Source organism: Albidovulum sp., assembly GCF_049646345.1.
GTDB lineage: Bacteria > Pseudomonadota > Alphaproteobacteria > Rhodobacterales > Rhodobacteraceae > Albidovulum.
Map to the genome: position 1 here is coordinate 1 of NZ_JBARVQ010000518.1, position 20,112 is coordinate 20,112.

16 protein-coding genes and 1 pseudogene are annotated in these 20,112 nt (G+C 63.7%); 8 read left to right on the forward strand and 9 right to left on the reverse strand.

Features of this window, described 5'->3' with window-relative positions:
* The 5 genes from WBB85_RS13220 to WBB85_RS13240 all read left to right on the forward strand — a co-directional run.
* A partial coding sequence (locus WBB85_RS13220) for a TRAP transporter large permease subunit (RefSeq protein WP_432639073.1) occupies window positions 1–816 on the forward strand: 816 nt, incomplete at its 5' end.
* Window positions 813–1,574 (forward strand): 5-oxoprolinase subunit B family protein, encoded by a 762-nt coding sequence (locus WBB85_RS13225; RefSeq protein WP_432639074.1) that lies wholly within the window; start codon window positions 813–815, stop codon window positions 1,572–1,574. The genes WBB85_RS13220 and WBB85_RS13225, both read left to right, overlap by 4 nt.
* The gene (locus WBB85_RS13230) at window positions 1,571–2,587 is read left to right on the forward strand and encodes a biotin-dependent carboxyltransferase family protein (RefSeq protein ID WP_432639075.1); all 1,017 of its coding nucleotides are present in this window, start codon (window positions 1,571–1,573) and stop codon (window positions 2,585–2,587) included. Before WBB85_RS13225 ends, WBB85_RS13230 begins: the two co-directional genes overlap by 4 nt.
* Before the next feature lie 146 nt (window positions 2,588–2,733).
* Window positions 2,734–4,563, forward strand: coding sequence for a dihydroxy-acid dehydratase (ilvD, locus tag WBB85_RS13235; protein WP_432639089.1), 1,830 nt, complete (start codon window positions 2,734–2,736; stop codon window positions 4,561–4,563).
* Window positions 4,564–4,584: 21 nt separating this feature from the next.
* Window positions 4,585–5,463: a DMT family transporter gene (locus tag WBB85_RS13240; protein WP_432639076.1), complete on the forward strand. Its 879-nt coding sequence runs from the start codon at window positions 4,585–4,587 to the stop codon at window positions 5,461–5,463.
* A 9-nt stretch (window positions 5,464–5,472) separates the two neighbouring features.
* Here WBB85_RS13240 and WBB85_RS13245 read toward each other — a convergent pair whose 3' ends face one another.
* The 7 genes from WBB85_RS13245 to WBB85_RS13275 all read right to left on the reverse strand — a co-directional run bounded on the left by WBB85_RS13245 (window position 5,473) and on the right by WBB85_RS13275 (window position 15,131).
* Entirely contained in the window at window positions 5,473–6,129 is a 657-nt protein-coding gene (locus WBB85_RS13245) for an HD domain-containing protein (protein ID WP_432639077.1), read from the reverse strand.
* The gene (gene aroC, locus WBB85_RS13250; protein ID WP_432639079.1) at window positions 6,126–7,235 is read right to left on the reverse strand and encodes a chorismate synthase; all 1,110 of its coding nucleotides are present in this window, start codon (window positions 7,233–7,235) and stop codon (window positions 6,126–6,128) included. Before aroC ends, WBB85_RS13245 begins: the two co-directional genes overlap by 4 nt.
* A 183-nt stretch (window positions 7,236–7,418) precedes the next feature.
* The gene (locus tag WBB85_RS13255; protein WP_432639080.1) at window positions 7,419–10,301 is read right to left on the reverse strand and encodes an error-prone DNA polymerase; all 2,883 of its coding nucleotides are present in this window, start codon (window positions 10,299–10,301) and stop codon (window positions 7,419–7,421) included.
* 88 nt (window positions 10,302–10,389) lie between these two features.
* Window positions 10,390–11,412 (reverse strand): DNA polymerase III subunit delta, encoded by a 1,023-nt coding sequence (gene holA, locus WBB85_RS13260; protein WP_432639081.1) that lies wholly within the window; start codon window positions 11,410–11,412, stop codon window positions 10,390–10,392.
* Entirely contained in the window at window positions 11,409–11,906 is a 498-nt protein-coding gene (gene lptE / locus WBB85_RS13265; protein ID WP_432639082.1) for an LPS assembly lipoprotein LptE, read from the reverse strand. The genes holA and lptE overlap by 4 nt, the downstream gene beginning before the upstream one ends.
* Window positions 11,893–14,451, reverse strand: a complete 2,559-nt coding sequence (gene leuS, locus WBB85_RS13270) for a leucine--tRNA ligase (RefSeq protein WP_432639083.1) — start codon at window positions 14,449–14,451, stop codon at window positions 11,893–11,895. The genes lptE and leuS overlap by 14 nt, the downstream gene beginning before the upstream one ends.
* Window positions 14,452–14,552: 101 nt before the next feature.
* Complete coding sequence (locus tag WBB85_RS13275; protein ID WP_432639084.1) at window positions 14,553–15,131, reverse strand: DUF3576 domain-containing protein; 579 nt, start codon at window positions 15,129–15,131, stop codon at window positions 14,553–14,555.
* A 257-nt stretch (window positions 15,132–15,388) separates the two neighbouring features.
* Between WBB85_RS13275 and WBB85_RS13280 the strand changes: the two genes are divergently transcribed.
* The 3 genes from WBB85_RS13280 (at window position 15,389) to WBB85_RS13290 (ending at window position 19,276) form a co-directional block, all read left to right on the forward strand.
* Window positions 15,389–16,330, forward strand: coding sequence for a porin (locus tag WBB85_RS13280; RefSeq protein ID WP_432639085.1), 942 nt, complete (start codon window positions 15,389–15,391; stop codon window positions 16,328–16,330).
* 134 nt (window positions 16,331–16,464) lie between these two features.
* Window positions 16,465–18,636, forward strand: a complete 2,172-nt coding sequence (locus WBB85_RS13285) for a sulfotransferase (protein ID WP_432639086.1) — start codon at window positions 16,465–16,467, stop codon at window positions 18,634–18,636.
* Window positions 18,623–19,276, forward strand: a complete 654-nt coding sequence (locus tag WBB85_RS13290; RefSeq protein ID WP_432639087.1) for a YggS family pyridoxal phosphate-dependent enzyme — start codon at window positions 18,623–18,625, stop codon at window positions 19,274–19,276. The genes WBB85_RS13285 and WBB85_RS13290 overlap by 14 nt, the downstream gene beginning before the upstream one ends.
* A gap of 53 nt (window positions 19,277–19,329) precedes the next feature.
* Here the strand turns inward: WBB85_RS13290 and WBB85_RS13295 are convergent, their stop codons facing one another.
* The gene (locus WBB85_RS13295; protein ID WP_432639088.1) at window positions 19,330–19,839 is read right to left on the reverse strand and encodes a L,D-transpeptidase family protein; all 510 of its coding nucleotides are present in this window, start codon (window positions 19,837–19,839) and stop codon (window positions 19,330–19,332) included.
* A pseudogene (locus WBB85_RS13300) lies at window positions 19,836–20,112 on the reverse strand (GTP cyclohydrolase II); the annotation flags it as partial. The pseudogene WBB85_RS13300 and the gene WBB85_RS13295, both read right to left, overlap by 4 nt.

Consider the following 20,112-nt stretch of genomic DNA (forward strand, 5'->3'; position numbering starts at 1 on the left):
ATCGTCTATGGCTTCCTGACCCAGACCTCGATCCCGCGCCTGTTCCTTGCCGGGCTGGTCCCGGGCATCGCGCTGGCGCTGGCCTTCATCCTGATCACGGTCCTGATCTGTTCCTTGCGCCCCGCGCTTGGGGGACAACGCCGCGTCTTTACCTTGCCGCAGATGCTGCGCGCCCTGCTGGACCTGATCCCGATCATCCTGCTTTTCGGCATCATCATCGGCACGATCTATAAAGGTTGGGCCACGCCGACCGAGGCCGCCGCCGTCGGCGTTGCCGGAGCCTTCGGCATTGCCGCGCTCTTTGGTGGCATCAGCATCGCCATGCTGGTCGAGGCGATCCTCGGGACGGTCAAGATCACATCCATGATCATGCTTGTCATTCTCGGGGCGTCGTTTCTGAACTTCACGCTCGCCTCGGCCGGGATCGGGCGCGAATTGCAGGCATTTCTCGGCGGGCTGGGGCTCACGCCGCTCGCCTTCATGATGGTGATCGTGCTGATCTACATCGTGCTGGGGTTTTTCATCGAAACGCTGTCGCTGATGGTTGTCACCATCCCGATTGTCGTGCCGCTGGTGATCGAACAGGGCTATGATCCGATCTGGTTCGGTATCCTGATGATCGTCCTGATCGAGATGGCGCTGATCACGCCGCCGGTGGGGTTGAACCTTTATGTGGTTCAGGGCGCGCGCAAAGGTGGAAAGATGAGCGAGGTGATGCTCGGCACTCTGCCCTATATCGCCGCCATGCTGGCCATGGTGGCCGCGCTGATCGCCTTTCCCGGGATTGCCCTTTACCTGCCAGACGCGATGCAATGACAGTTCCCCCCGATCGCGATGGTCGCGTGTCCCTTTGGCCGCGCCTGTTTCCCCTTGGCAGCGACGGCCTGCTGGTCAGTTTCGCCGACCGGCTGAGTGAACCGGCCAACAGGGCCGCGCTTGCGTTCCGTGCGGCGGTGGATCGTGCTGGTTTGTCTGGCGTGGCGGAAACCGCGACCAGCCTCGCCTCGACCTATCTGCGGCTAGATCAGGCGCAAGCCGACCGCGCCGCCTTGATTGCCGACATCGAAGCACTTCTGGCCAGCCGCGACTGGTTCAGGGCGGCTTTGCCAGATAATCGGCGGCTATGGCGCATTCCCTGCCTGTTCGGCACCCCGCGCGCACCGCAACTGGCCGAGGCCGCCGCCGCGGCTGGCCTCTCACCCGAAAAGGCGGTGCAATCCATCGCGCAGACACGGCTCCGGGTGCAGACCATCGGCTTTGCGCCGGGTCAGCCCTATCTGGGCGAGCTGGCCCCGGACTGGGACATTCCGCGCCAGACGCAACTGACCGACCGTGTTCCCGTGGGCGCGCTTTGCGTGGCGATACGGCAGCTTGTGCTTTTTTCCGTCCCGACCCCGACCGGCTGGCGCCATATCGGCCAGACCGCATTCCGCGCCTTCCGACCCGATGCGGCGGACCCGTTCCCGCTTCGCCCCGGGGACGAGGTGGTTTTTGAACCCGTCAGCGCCGAAGACTACTCCGCCCTGGAGGCGGCCGGTCCGGATGGTGGCGCACGCTCAGTGCTGTTGCCATGAGGGCGCTGATCGTTCGCAGTGCCGGTCCGGGGTTGACCGTGCAGGACCTTGGACGCGAAAATCACCTTGGTTCCGGCCTGTCACGTGGCGGCGCCATGGACCGTCTGGCGCTGTACGAGGGTGCGGCACTTCTGCGCCAGAAGCCGGGGCTGGCAGCGCTGGAAATGGCCGGTTTCGGCGGTGTCTTCGAAGCCTCGGCCGATATGCGGATCGCTTTGACAGGCGCGCCCATGCGGGCCGAGATCGATGGCCGGGCCATCGCCTGGGCGGCGAGCCATCTGTTGCCCGAGGGCGCTAGGCTGTCGATCGGCCCGGCCATGCAGGGAAGCTACGGTTATCTGCATGTCGGTGGCGGTTTTGACACGCCATTCTGCCTCGGCTCCCGTTCGGCACATCTCGCAGGTGGCATCGGCGCGACCGTCGAAGCGGGCGACGCGTTGTCCGTCGCAGATGACCCGGATCCCGCAATTGTCGGTTTCGGCATTGATGCCGCCCCCCGTTTCGAGGGTGGCACAATCCGTGTGCTGGGTGGCCCGCAAACGCGGCTCTTTGCCCCGGCCGAACAGGCGCGCTTTGTGGCCGAGACCTTTCGCCGCGATGCGCGCGGCAACCGGATGGGCGCGCGGTTTCTGCCCCGCGGCGCGCCCTTCACGAGCGAGGCCGGGCTTTCGGTTCTGTCCGAAATGGTTGTGCCCGGCGACATCCAGATCACCGGCGACGGCACACCGTTCGTGTTGATGGCCGAATGCCAGACCACGGGCGGTTATCCGAGAATCGGAACCGTCCTGCAGGCCGATCTTCCCCGGGTGGCACAGGCGCGGCCCGGCGATGTCCTGCGCTTCGAATTCGTCGATCCCGACCGCGCCCAGACCATCGAAGCCGCGGCCTGCAAGGACTGGCAGGCCCAGCGCCTGCGCCGCCTGATCCGCCTGCCGGAAGAAATCCCTGATCTGCTCTCTTACCAGTTGATCAGCGGGGTCACTGCGGGCGACGACCTCGACCGGGTGGTATGATTGGACAATCGGGGCGATGGGCGCGCGGGTGTTTTGCCGGGCTACGAAGAACAGGAAACGCGCGCGCCCAAGCGCAAATCGCAGGTTTGCCATGGAACCCTTGCGAATCCTCGGCTAGTGTCGCGCCGCTTCACGGAGGAATGATGATGCCCGCTTATCGCTCTCGCACCACGACCCACGGACGCAACATGGCCGGCGCGCGCGGCCTTTGGCGCGCGACGGGGATGACGGACAGTGATTGGAACAAGCCGATCATCGCCATCGTCAACTCGTTCACCCAGTTCGTGCCGGGCCATGTGCATCTGAAGGACCTTGGCCAGATGGTCGCGCGTGAGGTGGAAGCCGCTGGCGGTGTCGCCAAGGAATTCAACACCATCGCGGTCGATGATGGCATCGCGATGGGCCATGACGGCATGCTCTATTCGCTGCCCTCGCGCGAGGTGATCGCAGACAGCGTCGAATACATGGTCAATGCCCATTGCGCTGACGCGATGGTCTGCATCTCCAACTGCGACAAGATCACGCCGGGCATGCTGATGGCGGCCATGCGGCTGAATATCCCGGCGATCTTCGTTTCCGGCGGACCGATGGAGGCGGGCAAGATCAGCCCCGACGTGATCGATCATGACCTCGATCTGGTCGATGCGATGATCGTTGCCGCCGATGACAGCTACACCGACGAGCAGGTGCTGGAGATCGAAAAGGCCGCCTGTCCGACCTGCGGGTCATGCTCGGGCATGTTCACCGCCAATTCGATGAACTGTCTGGCCGAGGCTTTGGGGCTTGCGCTGCCCGGCAACGGGTCGATGCTGGCCACCCATGCCGACCGCAAGGCTTTGTTCCTGCAAGCGGGCCGCACCATCGTCGAAGTGGCGCGGCGGCATTACGAGGTGGAGGACAAGGGTCTTCTGCCGCGCGATATCGCGACGTTCGAGGCGTTCGAGAACGCGATGAGCCTTGATATCGCCATGGGTGGGTCGACCAATACTGTCCTGCACCTTCTGGCCATCGCCCATGAGGGCGGGGTGGATTTCACCATGGAGGATATCGACCGGCTCAGCCGCAAGGTGCCGGTCCTGTGCAAGGTCGCGCCTGCCAAGCAGGACGTGCATATGGAGGATGTCCACCGCGCGGGCGGTATCATGGGCATTCTGGGCGAGATGGGGCGCGCGGGTCTGCTGCATATGGATGCGCGCACGATCCATTCCGACACGATGGCCGAGGCGATCCAGAAATGGGATGTGGTCACCGCCAATGACGATGCGGTCGATACGTTCTATCGCGCCGCGCCGGGCGGCGTGCGGACGACACAGGCCTTTTCGACCCAGAACCGCTACAAGGAGCTGGACCGCGACCGCAAGGCGGGTGTGATCCGTGCGGCGGACCACGCCTTTTCCAAAGATGGCGGGCTGGCCGTCCTTTACGGCAATATCGCCGAGGAAGGCTGCATCGTGAAGACGGCGGGCGTCGACGACTCGATCCTGAAATTCACCGGCACAGCCCATATCTTCGAAAGTCAGGATGATGCGGTGCTGGGCATCCTCAACGGCAAGGTCAAGCCGGGCGAGGTCGTGCTGATCCGCTATGAAGGGCCGCGCGGGGGGCCCGGGATGCAGGAAATGCTCTACCCGACCTCCTATCTGAAATCGAAAGGGCTGGGGAAGGTCTGCGCGTTGGTCACCGATGGGCGCTTCTCGGGTGGTTCTTCGGGCCTCTGCATCGGCCATGTCTCACCCGAGGCGGCCGAGGGCGGCACGATCGGTCTGGTCGAACAGGGCGATACGATTGAAATCGACATCCCCAACCGCCGCATTCATCTGGCTGTCGATGACACGGTGCTGGCCGACCGCCGCAAGGCACGTGACGCCAAGGGCTGGCAGCCCGACGCCCCGCGCAAGCGCAAGGTCTCGACCGCGCTCCGTGCCTATGCCGCGCTGACCACCAGCGCCTCCAAGGGCGCAGTGCGTAAAATCTGACGCCAAAGGCAGGGGCATCCCATGGATATCCGCTCGATCTTCATGGGGCTGGCCTTTGCCTTCATGTGGTCTTCGGCCTTCACTTCGGCGCGGATGATCGTGGCGGATGCGCCGCCGCTGACGGCGCTCAGCCTGCGCTTCCTGATCTCGGGGCTGATTGGCGTCGCCATTGCCCGGGCACTGGGCCAAAGCTGGACGCTCAGCCGCAATCAGTGGCGGTCGGTGGCGATCTTCGGTCTTTGCCAGAACGCGCTCTATCTGGGTCTGAATTTCGTCGCCATGCAGTGGATCGAGGCCTCGCTGGCGGCGATTATCGCCTCCACCATGCCGCTGCTGGTGGCGCTTCTCGGCTGGCTCTTCATGGGGCAGAAGGTGCGACCTTTGGGCATTGCCGGGCTGATCGCTGGCGTGATCGGGGTCGCGATCATCATGGGGTCGCGCTTTTCGGGTGGGGTCAGCATTCCCGGTCTGATCTTCTGCGGCATCGGCGCGCTGGCGCTGGCGGTTGCAACGCTGACCGTGCGCGGGACCTCGTCAAAGGGCAATGTCCTGATGATCGTGGGCCTTCAGATGTTCGTCGGCGCGGGCATACTGGCCGTGGCCGCGCTTCTGACCGAAAGCTGGCAGGTCAACTGGACCCCGCGCCTTGGCCTTGCCTTCGCCTATACGACGCTGGTGCCGGGCCTGATCGCGACATGGGTCTGGTTCCGGCTGGTGGAGCGGATCGGCGCGGTCCGGGCCGCGACCTACCACTTCCTCAACCCGTTCTTCGGCGTGGCCGTGGCCGCGCTGCTGCTTGCCGAAAAGATCGGACTGGCCGATATCGTCGGGGTCGTCATTGTCGCGGCGGGCATCCTTGCGGTGCAACTGTCCAAGCAAAGCGTCGGTCCAACCGGTTGACCGGATTGCTCACCACTCGGGCGGCGGCACGCTGAGTTCGCTGGCCAGATCGGCGAGGTAACGGCGCATGCGCGTGACGCGCAATTCGGCCAGTTGACGCCCCGTGGCGGTCAGGAAGGTCTTCGGCAATTGCATCAGCTTCACCGCGAAATGATCGAGCGCCCAGCGTTGATCGTCAGGATTGCGGTCCACCGCGAACGGATCTTCAGGATTGAAAAGCGGCCTGCCCAGCGCGCCGGACACCGCGAAGCACCGCGCAATGCCAATCGCGCCCAAAGCCTCCAGCCGGTCGGCATCGCGCAATATGCGGGCCTCGGCCGTCTGCGGCTCCACCCCGCCCGAAAAGCTGTGCGCCTCGATCGCATGGCGGGCCTGGGCGATTTCCTTTGCCGGGATGTCGAGGGCTTCCATCACCGGACCTGCTGCCTGTGCCGACATCGTCGCGGCGCGCGACCGCTTTGGATGGTCCTTGGGAAAGGTTACAAGGTCATGCAGATAAGCCGCGCACAGCAGCGCGCGGGATCGTTCGACCCCCTCGCCATGGGCGATGGTGCTGGCATTGGCCCAGACCCTGTCGGCATGGGCCAGGTCATGGGCACTGTCCTGCCCATCCGCCATCTGCGACAGGGCCGCGCGCAGTGCCTGACGGAGCGGGTCGAGGCTCATGCCGGACCAATCGGGCCGCGAATGCCGCCGGTCTGACCGCGATCAAGCAGAAGATGGTCAAGGATCACCGAGGCCATCATCGCCTCGCCCACCGGTACGGCGCGGATGCCGACGCAAGGATCGTGACGGCCCTTGGTGATGATCTCGGCCTCGTCCCCCGCAAGGGTGATCGTCTTGCGCGGGGTGAGGATCGAGGAGGTCGGCTTGACTGCAAAGCGCACGACCACATCCTGCCCGGTCGAAATGCCGCCCAGAATGCCGCCCGCATGGTTCGAGCTGAAGCGTGGGCGCCCGTCATTGCCCATGAAGATCTCGTCGGCATTCTCGACCCCGGTCAGTTCGGCCGCCGCCATGCCCGCGCCGATCTCCACCCCCTTGACCGCGTTGATCGACATCATCGCCGCGGCCAGATCGGTGTCGAGCTTGGCATAGATCGGCGCGCCGAGCCCCGCGGGCACGCCGGAGGCCACGACTTCCACCACCGCACCGACCGAGTTGCCGGATTTGCGCAATTCATCAAGATGTCCGGCCCAGATCGCCGCCGCCGTGGCATCGGGACACCAGAACGGGTTCTGCTCCGCCTCTGCAATATCGAACCGGTCGCGGTCAGCCTTCAGCCGCCCCATCTGCACCATGTAGCCGGTGATACGCACCTCCGGCGCGAGCAGCTTCAGCGCCTCGCGCGCGACTCCGCCCGCCGCCACCCGCGCCGCCGTCTCACGCGCCGAGGATCGTCCGCCGCCGCGTGGATCGCGCAGCCCGTATTTCTGGTGATAGGTGATGTCGGCATGGCCGGGCCGGAACTTCTGCGCGATATCGCCGTAGTCCTTCGACCGCTGGTCGGTGTTCTCGATCATCAGCTGAATGGGAGTGCCCGTCGTGTGGCCCTCAAAGACACCCGAGAGAATACGTACCTCATCCGGTTCCCGCCGCTGCGTCGTGTATTTGTTCTGACCGGGCTTCCGGCGGTCGAGCCAATGCTGCAACATCGCCTCTTTCAGCGGAACCCCGGGCGGGCAGCCATCGACCGTTGCGCCAAGCGCGGGCCCGTGGCTTTCGCCCCAGGTCGTGACACGGAACAGATGACCGTAGGTATTCAGGCTCATGGGCGGCTCCTTTGCCCTAGCGGCATACCGAAGCGCGCGGCCGCACTCAAGCCTTCCCTCATCCCTTCCACTTGGTCCAGATATCCAGCCCGTCGCTGGCGTGTAAGAATGGTTGCGGGCGGGAGTTCGTAAATATCCAGATGCGAAGACATCGTCTCCGGGCCTGAGCCCCGCCCGCGACTGTCATCGTACAATACAAACGCACTGGATATTTCGATCAGGTGGAAGCGGGAAGGTATTGCCATATCCCGACGTCAGACGTGATCGCAGCAGCGCCATCGGATGGCTGCGCAGGGTAAGGCGCATGGCGGCGTAATCCTCGACCACATGCTCGCCCTCGCTCATTTCGGCGAAGATGATGGCGGGTTCCACGACCCCCTCTCCGTCCATGTCCCCGGCAAAAAGCGGCAGCGGTTTTGCGGGCGACACGGCCCGCGCCGCCCAGAGCGCGTCGCGGCGGGCGAGGCCGAGCGCGGCGAAGGCATCGGCCTCGGCCAGCAGCGTCAGCACGCCGGTATCGACCCCGGCGCGGCGCCAGACATCCTCAACCGCGCGGTAGCCATTGCCGCGCGCCTCTTCGATCCAAATGCCTTCTTCCTCGGAAATCCCCCGGATCTGGCGGAAGCCAAGCCGGAGCGCGAGCGTGCCGTCGGCGCGCTTTTCCATCCGGTTGTCCCATTCGCTGGCATTGATGCAGACCGGCAGGACGGTGACCCCGTGGTCGCGCGCGTCGCGCACGATCTGGGCCGGGGCGTAAAAGCCCATCGGCTGGGAATTGAGGAGCGCGCAGGCGAAGATGCCGGGATGGTGGTGTTTCAGCCAGGCCGAGGCATAGACCAGAAGCGCGAAACTCGCCGCATGGCTTTCGGGAAAGCCGTAGCTGCCGAAGCCCTCGATCTGGGAAAAGCAGCGGGCAGAAAAGTCGTCGTCATAGCCGTTCGCGCGCATCCCTTCCATGAACCGGTCGTGAAACTCGCTGACATTGCCGTGTTTCTTGAAGGTCGCGAGCGAGCGGCGCAGGCGGTCGGCCTCTTCGGGGCTGAACCCGGCGCCAATGATGGCAATCTGCATCGCCTGTTCCTGAAACAAGGGCACGCCGAGGGTCTTGCCCAGAACCTCGCCCAGCGCGTCCGAGGGGAAGGTCACGCTTTCCAGTCCGTTCCGCCGCCGGATGAAGGGATGCACCATGTCGCCCTGAATCGGTCCCGGCCGGATGATCGCGACCTGAATGACGAGGTCGTAGAACTTCCGCGGCTTCATTCGCGGCAGGAAGTTCATCTGCGCCCGGCTTTCGACCTGGAAGATGCCGATCGAATCGGCCTCGCACAGCATGTCGTAGACCGCCGGGTCCTCGGGCGGCAGGGTGGCGAGCGTGAAGCGGGTCTTGTGATGCGTGCTGAGCAGGTCGAAGGCCTTGCGAATGCACGACAGCATGCCAAGCCCCAGCACGTCAACCTTGAGGATACCAAGCGCGTCGATATCGTCCTTGTCCCAGGGGATGACAGTGCGGTTTTCCATCGTCGCGTTTTCGACCGGCACCAGTTCATCGAGCCGTCCTTCGGTCATGATGAAACCGCCGACATGCTGCGAGAGGTGGCGGGGGAAGCCCTGAATTTCCGAGATGAGCGACAGCGTCTTCATCATCCGCCGGTCGGCGGGATCAAGGCCGATCTCGCGCAGCCGCTCTGCCGAGACCTCGCCGCCGCCCCAGCCCCAGATCTGGCTCGACATGGCCGAGAGCGTGTCGTCGGAAAGCCCCATGGCGCGGCCCACCTCGCGCGCGGCGCGCTTGCCGCGATAATGGATGACCGTGGCGCAAAGGCCGGCGCGGTGGCGGCCGTATTTTTCGTAGATATGCTGGATCACCTCCTCGCGCCGTTCATGTTCGAAATCGACGTCGATATCGGGGGGTTCGTCGCGCGCCTCCGATACAAAACGCTCGAAAACCATCGTGCCGACCTCGGGGCTGACCGAGGTGACGCCGAGCGCGTAGCAGACCACCGAATTGGCGGCCGAGCCACGGCCCTGACAGAGGATGCCCTTGTCGCGGGCAAAGGCCACGACATCACGGACGGTCAGGAAGTAAGGCTCATATTTCAGCCGGGCGATCAGGGCGAGTTCGTGATCGGCCATCTTGCGGACTTTTTCGGGCACACCTTGCGGGTAGCGCCAGTTCAGGCCGTCGCGGGTCAGCCGCGTCAGCCGGGCCGTAGGATCCTCGCCTGCAGAGATTTCCGACGGGTATTCGTAACGCAGCTCATCCAGTGAGAAGGTCAGGCGTCCGGTAATCTCACCCGTGCGGTGAACCGCCGCCTCATGGCCCTTGAAGATCTTCAGCATCTCCGCTTGCGACCGCAGGCGTTGTTCGGCATGGATCATTGCAGCGCGGCCAAGGTCGTCGACCCGCACTCCGTTGCGGATCGCGGTCAGGACATCGGCCAAGGGGCGGCGGGCGGCCTTGTGCATGAGGGGACGGGCCGAGGCGATGGTGGGAAGGCCAAGCTGGTCAGCCAGTGCCGCCAGCCGGTCGAAGCGGTTGCGGTCGCGGCCGTCGTAACAGGGCGCCATCAGCAGCGAGAGATGATCCCGGCCAAGGCGGCGCGCCAGCCGTTCCACCTGCGGCACCCATCCGCCCGCGCCGCCCTCGGGCGGGGTCACCTGTCGCACGGTTTCATCCGGCGGGTGGAGGAGCAGATCCATCCCCGCGCCCCAATCCATGAGGTCATCGCCCCCCAGATAGCATTCCCCCTTGGGCGCCCGAAGGCGGCCCGTCGAGATCAGCCGGCAAAGCCGCCCCCATCCGCTGCGATCCTGCGGCAGGGCGGTGACGGTGAAGCCATCCGTCAGCCGGATCAGTGCTGCGGGGATAAGGCGTGGGGATGTGCCCGTCTTGCGCCGGATCTCCCGCGCCTCGACATGGGCGCGGACGATCCCCGCAACCGAATTCAGATCGGCGATGGCCAATGCGTTCTGACCAAGCCCCACCACCCCGTCCATCAACTCCTCGGGGTGCGAAGCCCCGGTGAGGAAGGTGAAATTCGACGTTGCGGAAAGCTCAATGAACATGCGGCGGCCCTGACTGTCGCCCAAGTATATTCATGATTTGTTCTCATGACGAGTCGTGTCTGCGTGGCCGGTTTCCGACGAGGTGGCGCTATCTGCGGTTCAGCATCGCGAGCCGGATCAGGGCCCGCTCCATCACGGCCATAGCGGGCGCGCGGGATGAGGAGCGGAGCGTCAGGTCGGTATCGGTCAGAAGGCCGACCGCCGTTTCCAGCCGGTGCATCCCCCAGCTCTGCGCCTGGCGCAGCATCCTGTCGCGGCGGGGGCCGAAAACGGGGGGGCGCATGCGGGCGATGCCTTCGGCCGGGCCGCCCGGGGCGGAGGCCGCCACATGCAGGGTCCGGAAATGGCGCATCGCGGCGATGGAAAGGGTCACGGGGTTCACGCCCTGACCCTCAAGCCGCCGCATCAGGGGGCCGATATCGCCCGCCCGCGCCTCGGCAGCGGCATGGAGGATATCGTCCACCTCAGCCTCGATTGTCGCGGGCGCGCAGGCGGCGACATCGGCGGGGGTCAGGGGGGTCGCATCGCCAAACTTGTAGAGTGCGACCTTTTCCACCGTCTGGCGGAAATCGCCGGGGTCAAGATCGCGGGCGAGCGCCAGAAGATCGGTCATCGCCTCGCGCCCGATCTCTTTCAGGCCCGCCTTGCCCAGCACCGCCTCGATCTCTTCGCGGCTGGGCGGATCGTCGTAGATGCCGGCGGCATAGGCGTTCGGGTGATCCTCGAACGCCTTTTTCAGGGCGGATGACTTGTTCAGTGATCCGGCGGTCACGATCAGCATCGCGTCGCCCGGTTTCCAGTCGGCCAGGGCGGCTTTCAGGACCGGGGCGAGCCCGTCTGTCGCATCCTCGACAAAGGCGACCCGCTGGCCGGGAAAGAAGCCTTGCGCCTTCAAGGCATCGGCAACCAGTGCGGGGTCCTTGCGCAGATCGCCGCCCGGAATGCGGGTCAGACGCATTTCGGCCTCGCCCTCGGGTCCGATCAGGGCGGCGATGACCTCTTGCCGCTTCAGCGCCACGCGCATCGCATCCATGCCGAAAATCAACAGGCCCGCGCGGTCAGGTTCGGGCCCAGCGAAGAACCGGGTCGCTGCTGCGCCGGAAAGCTTCACGGCTGGTTCCACTCCGCCGATGTAGCGATAAGCTGAGTAACAAGCTGGTCGGCAAGGATACGCATCAGACGGGTGCGGGCGTCGGCCTCGGAAGCCGCAGCCGCCACCGAGGTGCCAAAGGCGGAATAGGCGGTGAAGGACGAGACCTTGCCGGAACTCAGCGCCTTGCCGTTTTGCGCCCCGTGCAGCGTGTAGGACAGCGTCCCGATCAGCTGATAGCGGTTGGTCCGGTTGGTCCGGCTGATCGCCTGTCCCTCTTCGGTGACGCTGACCCGGTAAGACAGCCGGTACTTCGCGGTCGAGGGGCGACCAAGCCGTTCTTCAAGCCGTTCGACCAGATCGAACTGGTCCTTGTTTGAGGGTGCATCGATCTCAACCCGGCCCAGCAATCCCGACGCGGCCCCGCCCGGCCCGTAGGCTGGTGCAAAGCCGCAGGCGGCCAGCGGCAGGGCTGCCGCAAGTGTCAGGAAGGTTCTGCGATCAGATGACGACATTGACGATGCGCCCCGGCACGACGATGAGCTTCCTGACCGGCTGACCGGCAAGGAATTTGACGACAGCTTCGTCGGCCAGCACGATCTTTTCAACCTCGGATGCGGGCATATCCTTTGGAACGCTGATTTCCGCGCGGCGCTTGCCGTTGATCTGAATGGGCAGGGTGACGGTGTCATCGACCAGCATCGCCGGATCGGGTTTGGGCCAGGGCGCTTGCGCGATCAGCCCTTCGCCGCCCTGATGGGCCCAGATATCCTCGGCCAGATGCGGGGTCATCGGCGACATGAGCTGCGCCAGCACCATGATCGCCTGCCGCTGCACCGGCTTGGAGGCATCGGATTTCTGGATCGCGTTGGCGAATTCGTAAAGCTTGGCGATGGCCTTGTTGAAGGCAAAGCCCTCGATCGTCTGGGTCACGTCATGCACCGCCCGGTGCATGGCGCGGATCAGATCCTCATCCCCCGTGCCGGGTTTGCCGTCGGGCAGCGAAGCGATCCGGTCACAAAGGGTCCAGACCCGGTTCAGGTGCTTGTGGGCCGCTTCGGCCCCGGCGGCGGTCCATTCCACGTCCCGCTCCGGAGGGCTGTCGGACATGACGAACCAGCGCGCGGTATCGGCGCCGTAGCGGGCGATGATGTCCATCGGGTCGACGACGTTTTTCTTCGACTTCGACATCTTGATGACCGGACCAACCTCGACCGGTGTGCCATCGGCGAGTGTCGCACCATCGGCGGAGCGGGTTACGTCATCCGGTGTATGCCAGACCGGGCGGCCGTCGCGCCCCCGCGTCGCATAGGTCTCATGCGTGACCATGCCTTGGGTGAAAAGCGCGTCGAAGGGCTCGGTCGCCTTTTTCGGCAGGTGGCCGCAGATATGCATCGCCCGGGCGAAGAAGCGCGAATAGAGAAGGTGCAGGATCGCATGTTCGATTCCACCGATATACTGGTCGACATTCATCCAGTACTCGGCATCTTCGGCAATCGTCGGGGTCTTGGCATGCGGTGCGGTGAAGCGGGCGAAGTACCAGGACGAATCGACGAAAGTGTCCATGGTGTCGGTTTCACGCTTCGCGGGCGCGCCGCATTTCGGGCAAGGTACATCCCGCCAGGTCGGGTGGCGGTCAAGGGGATTGCCCGGCTGGTCAAAGCTGACGTCATAGGGCAGTTCGACTGGCAGGTTTTCCTTCTTCTCGGCCACCACGCCGCAAGCCTCGCAGTGGACGACCGGAATCGGGCAGCCCCAATAGCGCTGGCGGCTGACGCCCCAGTCGCGCAGGCGGTAATTGGTGACACCCCGGCCGACGCCTTTGCCTTCGCAGAAGGAAATCGCGGCATCGACGGCGGCTTCACCGGTCTGAACCTCATCCCCCGCGAAGCCGCGCACATAACGGACGCGTTCGGACTTCATCGGCACATAGGCCTCGGTCAGCGCTGCCTCTTCCGCCCCTTCGGCCACAAAGACCGGCGGGATCGGCAAGCCGTATTTCGTCGCGAAATCGAAGTCGCGCTGGTCATGCGCCGGGCAGCCGAAGATCGCGCCGGTGCCGTAATCCATCAGGATGAAATTGGCGATATAGACCGGCAGCTCCCTAGCCTCGTCAAAGGGATGGCGGACACGGATGCCGGTATCCAGCCCCTTCTTCTCGGCCTTTTCCAGCGCCTCTTCCGAGGTGCCGATGCGCCGGCATTCGGCGACGAATTCGGCGATCTTCGGGTCGTGCCGTTCCAGATGCCTGGCAAGCGAGTGATCGGGCGAGATCGCAGCAAACGACGCCCCCATCAGTGTGTCGGGCCGGGTCGTGTAAACCTCCAGCCGATCAAAGCCCTCGGGAGCATTTACTGTCGAAAAGGCGAACTGCAATCCGCGCGACTTTCCGATCCAGTTGGCCTGCATCAGCCGCACCTTTTCCGGCCAGTCCTTCAGCCCGTCGATGGCGTCCAGAAGCTCGCCCGAAAAATCCGAGATACGGAAGAACCATTGCGTCAGTTCGCGCCGCTCCACCTCGGCACCCGAGCGCCAGCCCTTGCCGTCGATGACCTGTTCGTTGGCCAGAACGGTCATGTCGACCGGGTCCCAGTTCACCACCGCGTTCTTGCGGTAGACCAACCCCTTTTCCATGAAGTCGATGAACATCGACTGCTGCTGGCCGTAATAGTCCGGGTCGCAGGTGGCGAATTCGCGGGACCAGTCGATAGAGAGGCCCAAGGGCTTCATCTGGTCGCGCATCTGCGCGATGTTGCCGTAGGTCCAGTCCTTGGGATGACCGCCGCGTTCCATCGCCGCGTTTTCGGCGGGCATGCCGAAGGCGTCCCAACCCATCGGATGCAACACTGAAAAGCCGCAGGAGGATTTGTAGCGCGCTACGACGTCGCCCATCGTGTAGTTGCGCACATGGCCAATATGGATGCGCCCCGACGGATAGGGAAACATCTCGAGCACATAGTATTTCGGTTTGGCCGGATCGCGCCGCGCGGTGAAGCAACCGGCCTCGTCCCAGGCGGTCTGCCATTTCGGTTCGATCTGGGCGGGGTCGTAGCGCGACATGCTTTATCCTCGGCACTTGGTCCGCGCCGGTTATACAAGTGCCGTGGGCAAGGTCCAGAGTTTCCCTCTGTTCCCGCCCCATTCAGTCGCCGGAAAGCGCCTTACAGCTTGCTGTCGCGGATGCGCAGCTGCCGCGCGCGGGTCAGGATGGCATCTTCGACCGCGCGCTGGGTCGCGGGATCGACCGCACCGGATCGGCTGGCCAGCGCCACTTTCAGCGAGCGCGCATCAAGTGCCGGGTCCTGGACATAGATCGTGGCGCGATAGGCCTGTCCGCCGCCCGGCGGCGTGCCGAAGCCGGTAACGATCACGCCCGAGAACGGATCGACCGTCTGGACCGGAAGGAAGTCGAGAATCTCGAGCGAGGCCTGCCAGAGGTACTTGTTGACCTCGACCGTATTGTTCGGGTCGGTGTTGTTGGAGAAAAGGTCAAACAGTCGACCTCGCTTCTTGTTCGCCCGGGCGCTTTCAGTGCGCGATTTCCGCTTGGTCACAAACGATTCATCAACGCCGCGCTGCCGTTCAGCTCTGGCTTTCGCGTCCAGCACAGCTTCATCGGTTGCGGGCGCGCGATTGCGTCCGAAAAGTCCGCTATCGCCCGAGGCAATGCCGTTACAAGCGCCGAGACTTGCAACAAGCCCGGACAGAATCGCCCCGCGCATAATCATCCGGACCTTCATGAGCCACCCCGCGAATGCCTTTTCCCGCTGTCTATCTGAGCGTTCCGGCGCGAACAAGGCTTTTCCGGTCAGGGGGTTCGGCGCGAATCTGGCGGCGCTTCGGGGAACTGTGGCAAGACTGCACCATCAAGGCTGAGTCTTCCCCCGGCCGGGGTCCTTTCCGTTGCATTGCGCGACCGTAGAGCGGAAATAGACGCATACCCAATTCGGATTCCCCTGAGTTGGGCCTACTCTTTAGATCAACGAGGGAATACGAAATGAAAAAGATCCTTCTTGCCTCGACCGCTATCGTCGGCTTCGCCGGCGCTGCTGCGGCTCAGGGAGTTTCGGTGACCGGTTATGCCGAAATGGGTATTGTCGGCGGCGACCTGATCGAGACGCAGTTCCACAACGACGTCGTGATCAACTTCAACTTCTCGGGCTCGACCGACAACGGTCTCGAGTTCGGCGGTAAAGTCCAGCTGGACGACACCAACGGTTCGAACCCGAACGGTTCACCGGCGTTCGACGACGAAGCCTTCTGGGTTTCGGGTGCGTTCGGCAAGGTGACGCTCGGTGAAACCGACGGCGCGTTCGACTGGGCCCTGTCGGAAATCTACACCGGCACCGCGCTGACCGACGACCACTCCACCCACGCTGGTGCGTACTGGTTCACCGGTCTCGACGCGACCTATGACAACCAGATCATGCGCTACGAGTACTCCTTCGGTGACTTCGGCGTTGCCGTGTCGGCCGAGATGGACGACGCTGGCGTTGGCGACACCAACTGGTCGCTCGGTGGTAAGTGGTCCGGCAACATGGGCGGCGCCGATATCGGTCTCGGCCTTGGTGTGCAGGACAACGGTGTGAATACCGTTTGGGGCCTCAGCGCTTCGGCGGCTCTGGCTAGCGGCTTCTCTGCTTCGCTCGGCTACGCTGACCTCGACGGCACCGCTGACGCGGTTGGCAACGGTGTTGCTTCCGACGCCTGGTGGGGCCTTGGTGTTGCTTACACCACCGGCGCTCTGACCGTTGGCGCCAACTACGGCGAGTACGACGCTATTGCTGGACCGAACCCCTCGGGCTTCGGTCTGGTCGCGAACTACGACCTCGGCGGTGGCGCGGTTGCCATGCTGGGCTACGGTGCGAGCGACGATGGCGTTGCCGGCAACGGCGCTGGCGACCACAGCTTCTCGCTGGGTCTCGGCCTCTCGTTCTAATCGAACGACGCTCACGATATGGAAAGAGCGGGCTTCGGCCCGCTCTTTTCCTTTTGGGCTTCCGGCGCCAACTCGACATTGGCCCGGGGCGGCGATAAGGTCCGCCGCAACCCACAGATTTGCCGGATGAATTGATGACCACCGTAATGACTCCGAACGAGGTCCAGACGACCTATGCAAAGGCATTGAAGCTGCATCAGGCCGGTCGGCTTGAGGAGGCTTTGCAGATCTACGGCCGTATCATCGAAGCAAATCCAAAGGTTGCAGAAGCGCATTTTCAGGCCGGTCGCATCTTCACGACCAGCAACCGCTTTGACCGCGCCTTTCAGCATTTCCAGGCCGCACTAAAGTTGCGCCCCGCAGAACGGGCCATCTGGATGGCTTGGGCTGAGGCGGTCGCACTTGGCGGCACACCAGAAATCGAGGCCGCATTTCTGAAGTCGCTGAAATTCGCGGATGTCCCTATCGAGACGAAGGTTCTGCTGCAAGACCGGTTTGGTGCGCGTCGGGTCAGCACGCGGCCCGAGACAGGCGGCGTCAAGCCCGCGCCGCTGAGAAAGCTTCTTGGTCTGATCGAAGCGCGCCGCTTTGAGGAGGCAGAACGTGCGGCTGTCGCGATACTCAAGCAGCATCCAAATTCAGCGGTTTCCATCAACGTGCTTGCCACAGCGCAGGCCAGTCTTGGCAAGGACCGGATGGCCGAGACGAATTTCCGGCGCACGATCCAGACCGATCCGAAATATGCCGAGGCTCACGACAATCTCGGGCGGTTCCTGATCGAACGAAAGCGCGAGGCGGAGGCCATCGAGTTTTTCCGCCGGGCGGTTGTCCTGGCGCCGGGTCTGCCGACAGCGATTGTGAATCTCGCAAGCTCATTCACGCAATCGGGCCTTTATGACGCAGCCGGCGTCCTGCTGAAGCGCGCCCATGCCGCAGGGGTCGATGCGATGCCGTTCCATGTGGCGGTCGGAAATCTCTACACCCGGCTGAAGAACTTCGCGAAGGCAGAGGATGCCTTCCAGAAGGCGATTGAAACCTCGGGGGGCGGCAAAAGCGCCCATGCGACGGCCCTGCTTGCCCAGTCGCAAGCAAGGCTTGGCAGGGACGATCAGGCCATGGCCAATTACGACCTTGCATTGCAGATCGATCCGGCCTCACCCATCGCGACCGGGGGCAAGGCGCAGCTATTGCAAACGCTCGGTCAGTTTGACAAGGCCGAGGAACTGTTCCGGCGCGGCTTCGATCTTGATCCGCTGAACGGCGAAAACTTCCGCGCTTTCATCATGTCTCACAAAACGCAGCCTGGCGATCAGGTCATCGACACGATGCTGACACGATACGAGGACCCGGCCCTGAGGGAGCCGGACAAGGTCAATATGGGTTTTGCCATTGCCAAGGCGCTGGAAGACGTCAAGGACTATGACCGGGTGTTCCGTTATCTCGATGAGGCGAACGCGCTGACGCGCAAGCTCTTCCCCTATTCGATCGACCAACGCTTCGAGCAGGTGGCAGAAACCAAGGCCGCGCTGGGTGACATTGATTGGCATGGGACGGTGCTTGAAGGTGTGACCGATTTCGCGCCGATCTTCGTTACTGGCATGCCGCGCTCGGGCACGACCCTGATTGAACAGATCATCGCCAGCCATTCGACCGTGACCGGGGCCGGTGAAGTCGGAGAATGCGCGCGTTCGGCCCAGCTTCTGATTTCAGACGATATCAATGCGCGGCGCATGCATGCCCCGAACCTCGATGAGGTCGCGGGGCTTGGCCATCACTTCAAAGAATACATCCAGAACCGGTTTCCCGATGCGGACCGGATCACCGACAAGTCGATCCAGACCTACATGTATCTGGGTCTGGTCAAGCTCGCGATGCCCAAGGCGCGTTTCGTCATCGTGCGCCGCGACCCGCGCGACAACCTGCTATCGATCTACAAGAACAAGTTTCCGGACGATACGCATCTATACGCCTACGATCAGCATGACCTCGTGGCGTTTTACGGGACATTTGTCGATATGATCGACTTCTGGCGCGCGCGGGTGCCGGACTGGTTCTATGAGGTCCAGTATGAAGATCTTGTCGCAAATCCCGAGGAGGAGACCCGCAAGCTGATCGCGGCCTGTGGGCTGGAGTGGGAGGATGCCTGCCTTTCCTTCCACGAAAACAAGCGCAAGATCCAGACGCTGTCCGTCTTTCAGGCGCGTCAGCCGATCTCGAAAGCCTCGGTTGCCCTGTGGCAGCAATATGAGAAAGACCTTAAACCGATGCTCGACGCGTTGCGTGAGGGTGGGCATGTCGCTGACTGACATCACGGCGCGGGTTCGGGCGGCAGAGAGGGCGGCGGGGCGTGCCGAAGGGACAGTGGCTTTGATCGCGGTGTCGAAGGTTCAGCCTTTGGACCGCGTGGAGGCTGTTCTCGGTGAGGGGCATCGGGTATTCGGCGAAAACTACGTCCAGGAAGCGGTGGGCAAGTGGCCGGCGCTTAAGGAGCGATATTCAGGCGTTTCTGTTCACATGATCGGGCCCTTGCAGACCAACAAGGCCAAGATCGCCGTCGATCTATTCGATGCGATCCATACGCTTGACCGACCGTCGCTTGCCCAGAAACTGGCGCGGCTTGCCGATGCGCGGGGCTCCTGTCCGGAGCTGTTCGTACAGGTCAATACCGGCGAGGAGCCGCAGAAGGCGGGGGTGCTTCCGGCAGAGCTCGACGGGTTCGTCGCCGATTGCCGGGGGCTTGGCCTGCCGCTCTCCGGTTTGATGTGCATTCCGCCGGAGGATACCGACAGCACCCCGCATTTTGCGATGCTGGCCGCGATGGCGAAACGCAACGGGCTGACCGGTCTTTCGATGGGGATGAGTGCTGATTTCGAAGCGGCCATCGCGGCGGGGGCGACCCATGTGCGGGTTGGCTCTGCCATTTTCGGCGCGCGCGACTACCGTTAGCGCCGGGGGACTTCGCGTCCCCCGGACCGCGGGATATTTCACCCAAGTGGAAGTCACGGGCGGGGCGGGATGATCACCCTTGTGCCGGGTGCTGCGTTTCGCGCGATGAAGAAAAGGTCGTGGCGGGAAAAGGCGAGGCAACCTGCCGTCGGGTAGCCCGCGCGGCGCCACGCGTGGATGAAGATGGCCGAACCCTTGCCGGGTTTGGCTTTGGGCCAGTTCCAGTCCAGGGGCAGGATCAGGTCATAGAGCGGATCGGGGCGGCGAAGGCGCTCGGCGCTTTTGCCAAAGGGTTTGCGAGTCAGGTGATTGTAGTTGGGATGACCGGAGAGGTCGCACCAGCGATCCTCCAGGTGGATCGGCCGGGCCCAAGGGGGCAGGGTGCGCGCTGAAATTCTGTCGGCGCGGTAGAGAAGGCCGATTATCCGGTGGGTTCCGGCGGGTGTGGCCCCGTCGCCTTCGCGTTTGTCGCTGGTGATGCCGGAGCGTCCGACAGACACAGGAACGGTCCGCCCCATGAAGCGCAGGCCGGTCGGCGTCAGCACAAGATCGGCGGGGCTCATAGCAGGTGGCCGGACTTCTTTGCCTTGGTGGCGAGGTAGCCTTCGTTATGCCTTGTGCGGCCAACCTTCAGGGGGACGCGTTCGGTCACGTCTATTCCGTTCGCTTCCATCATCCGGATCTTGGCCGGGTTGTTGGTCAAGAGCCGCACCGCGCCGAAGCCCATCCTTTTCAGGAGCGCCGTGCCCAGCCGGAAATCGCGCTCGTCATCCTCGAACCCCAGCCGGTGATTGGCCTCGACCGTGTCGAAGCCCTGATCCTGCAGCGAATAGGCC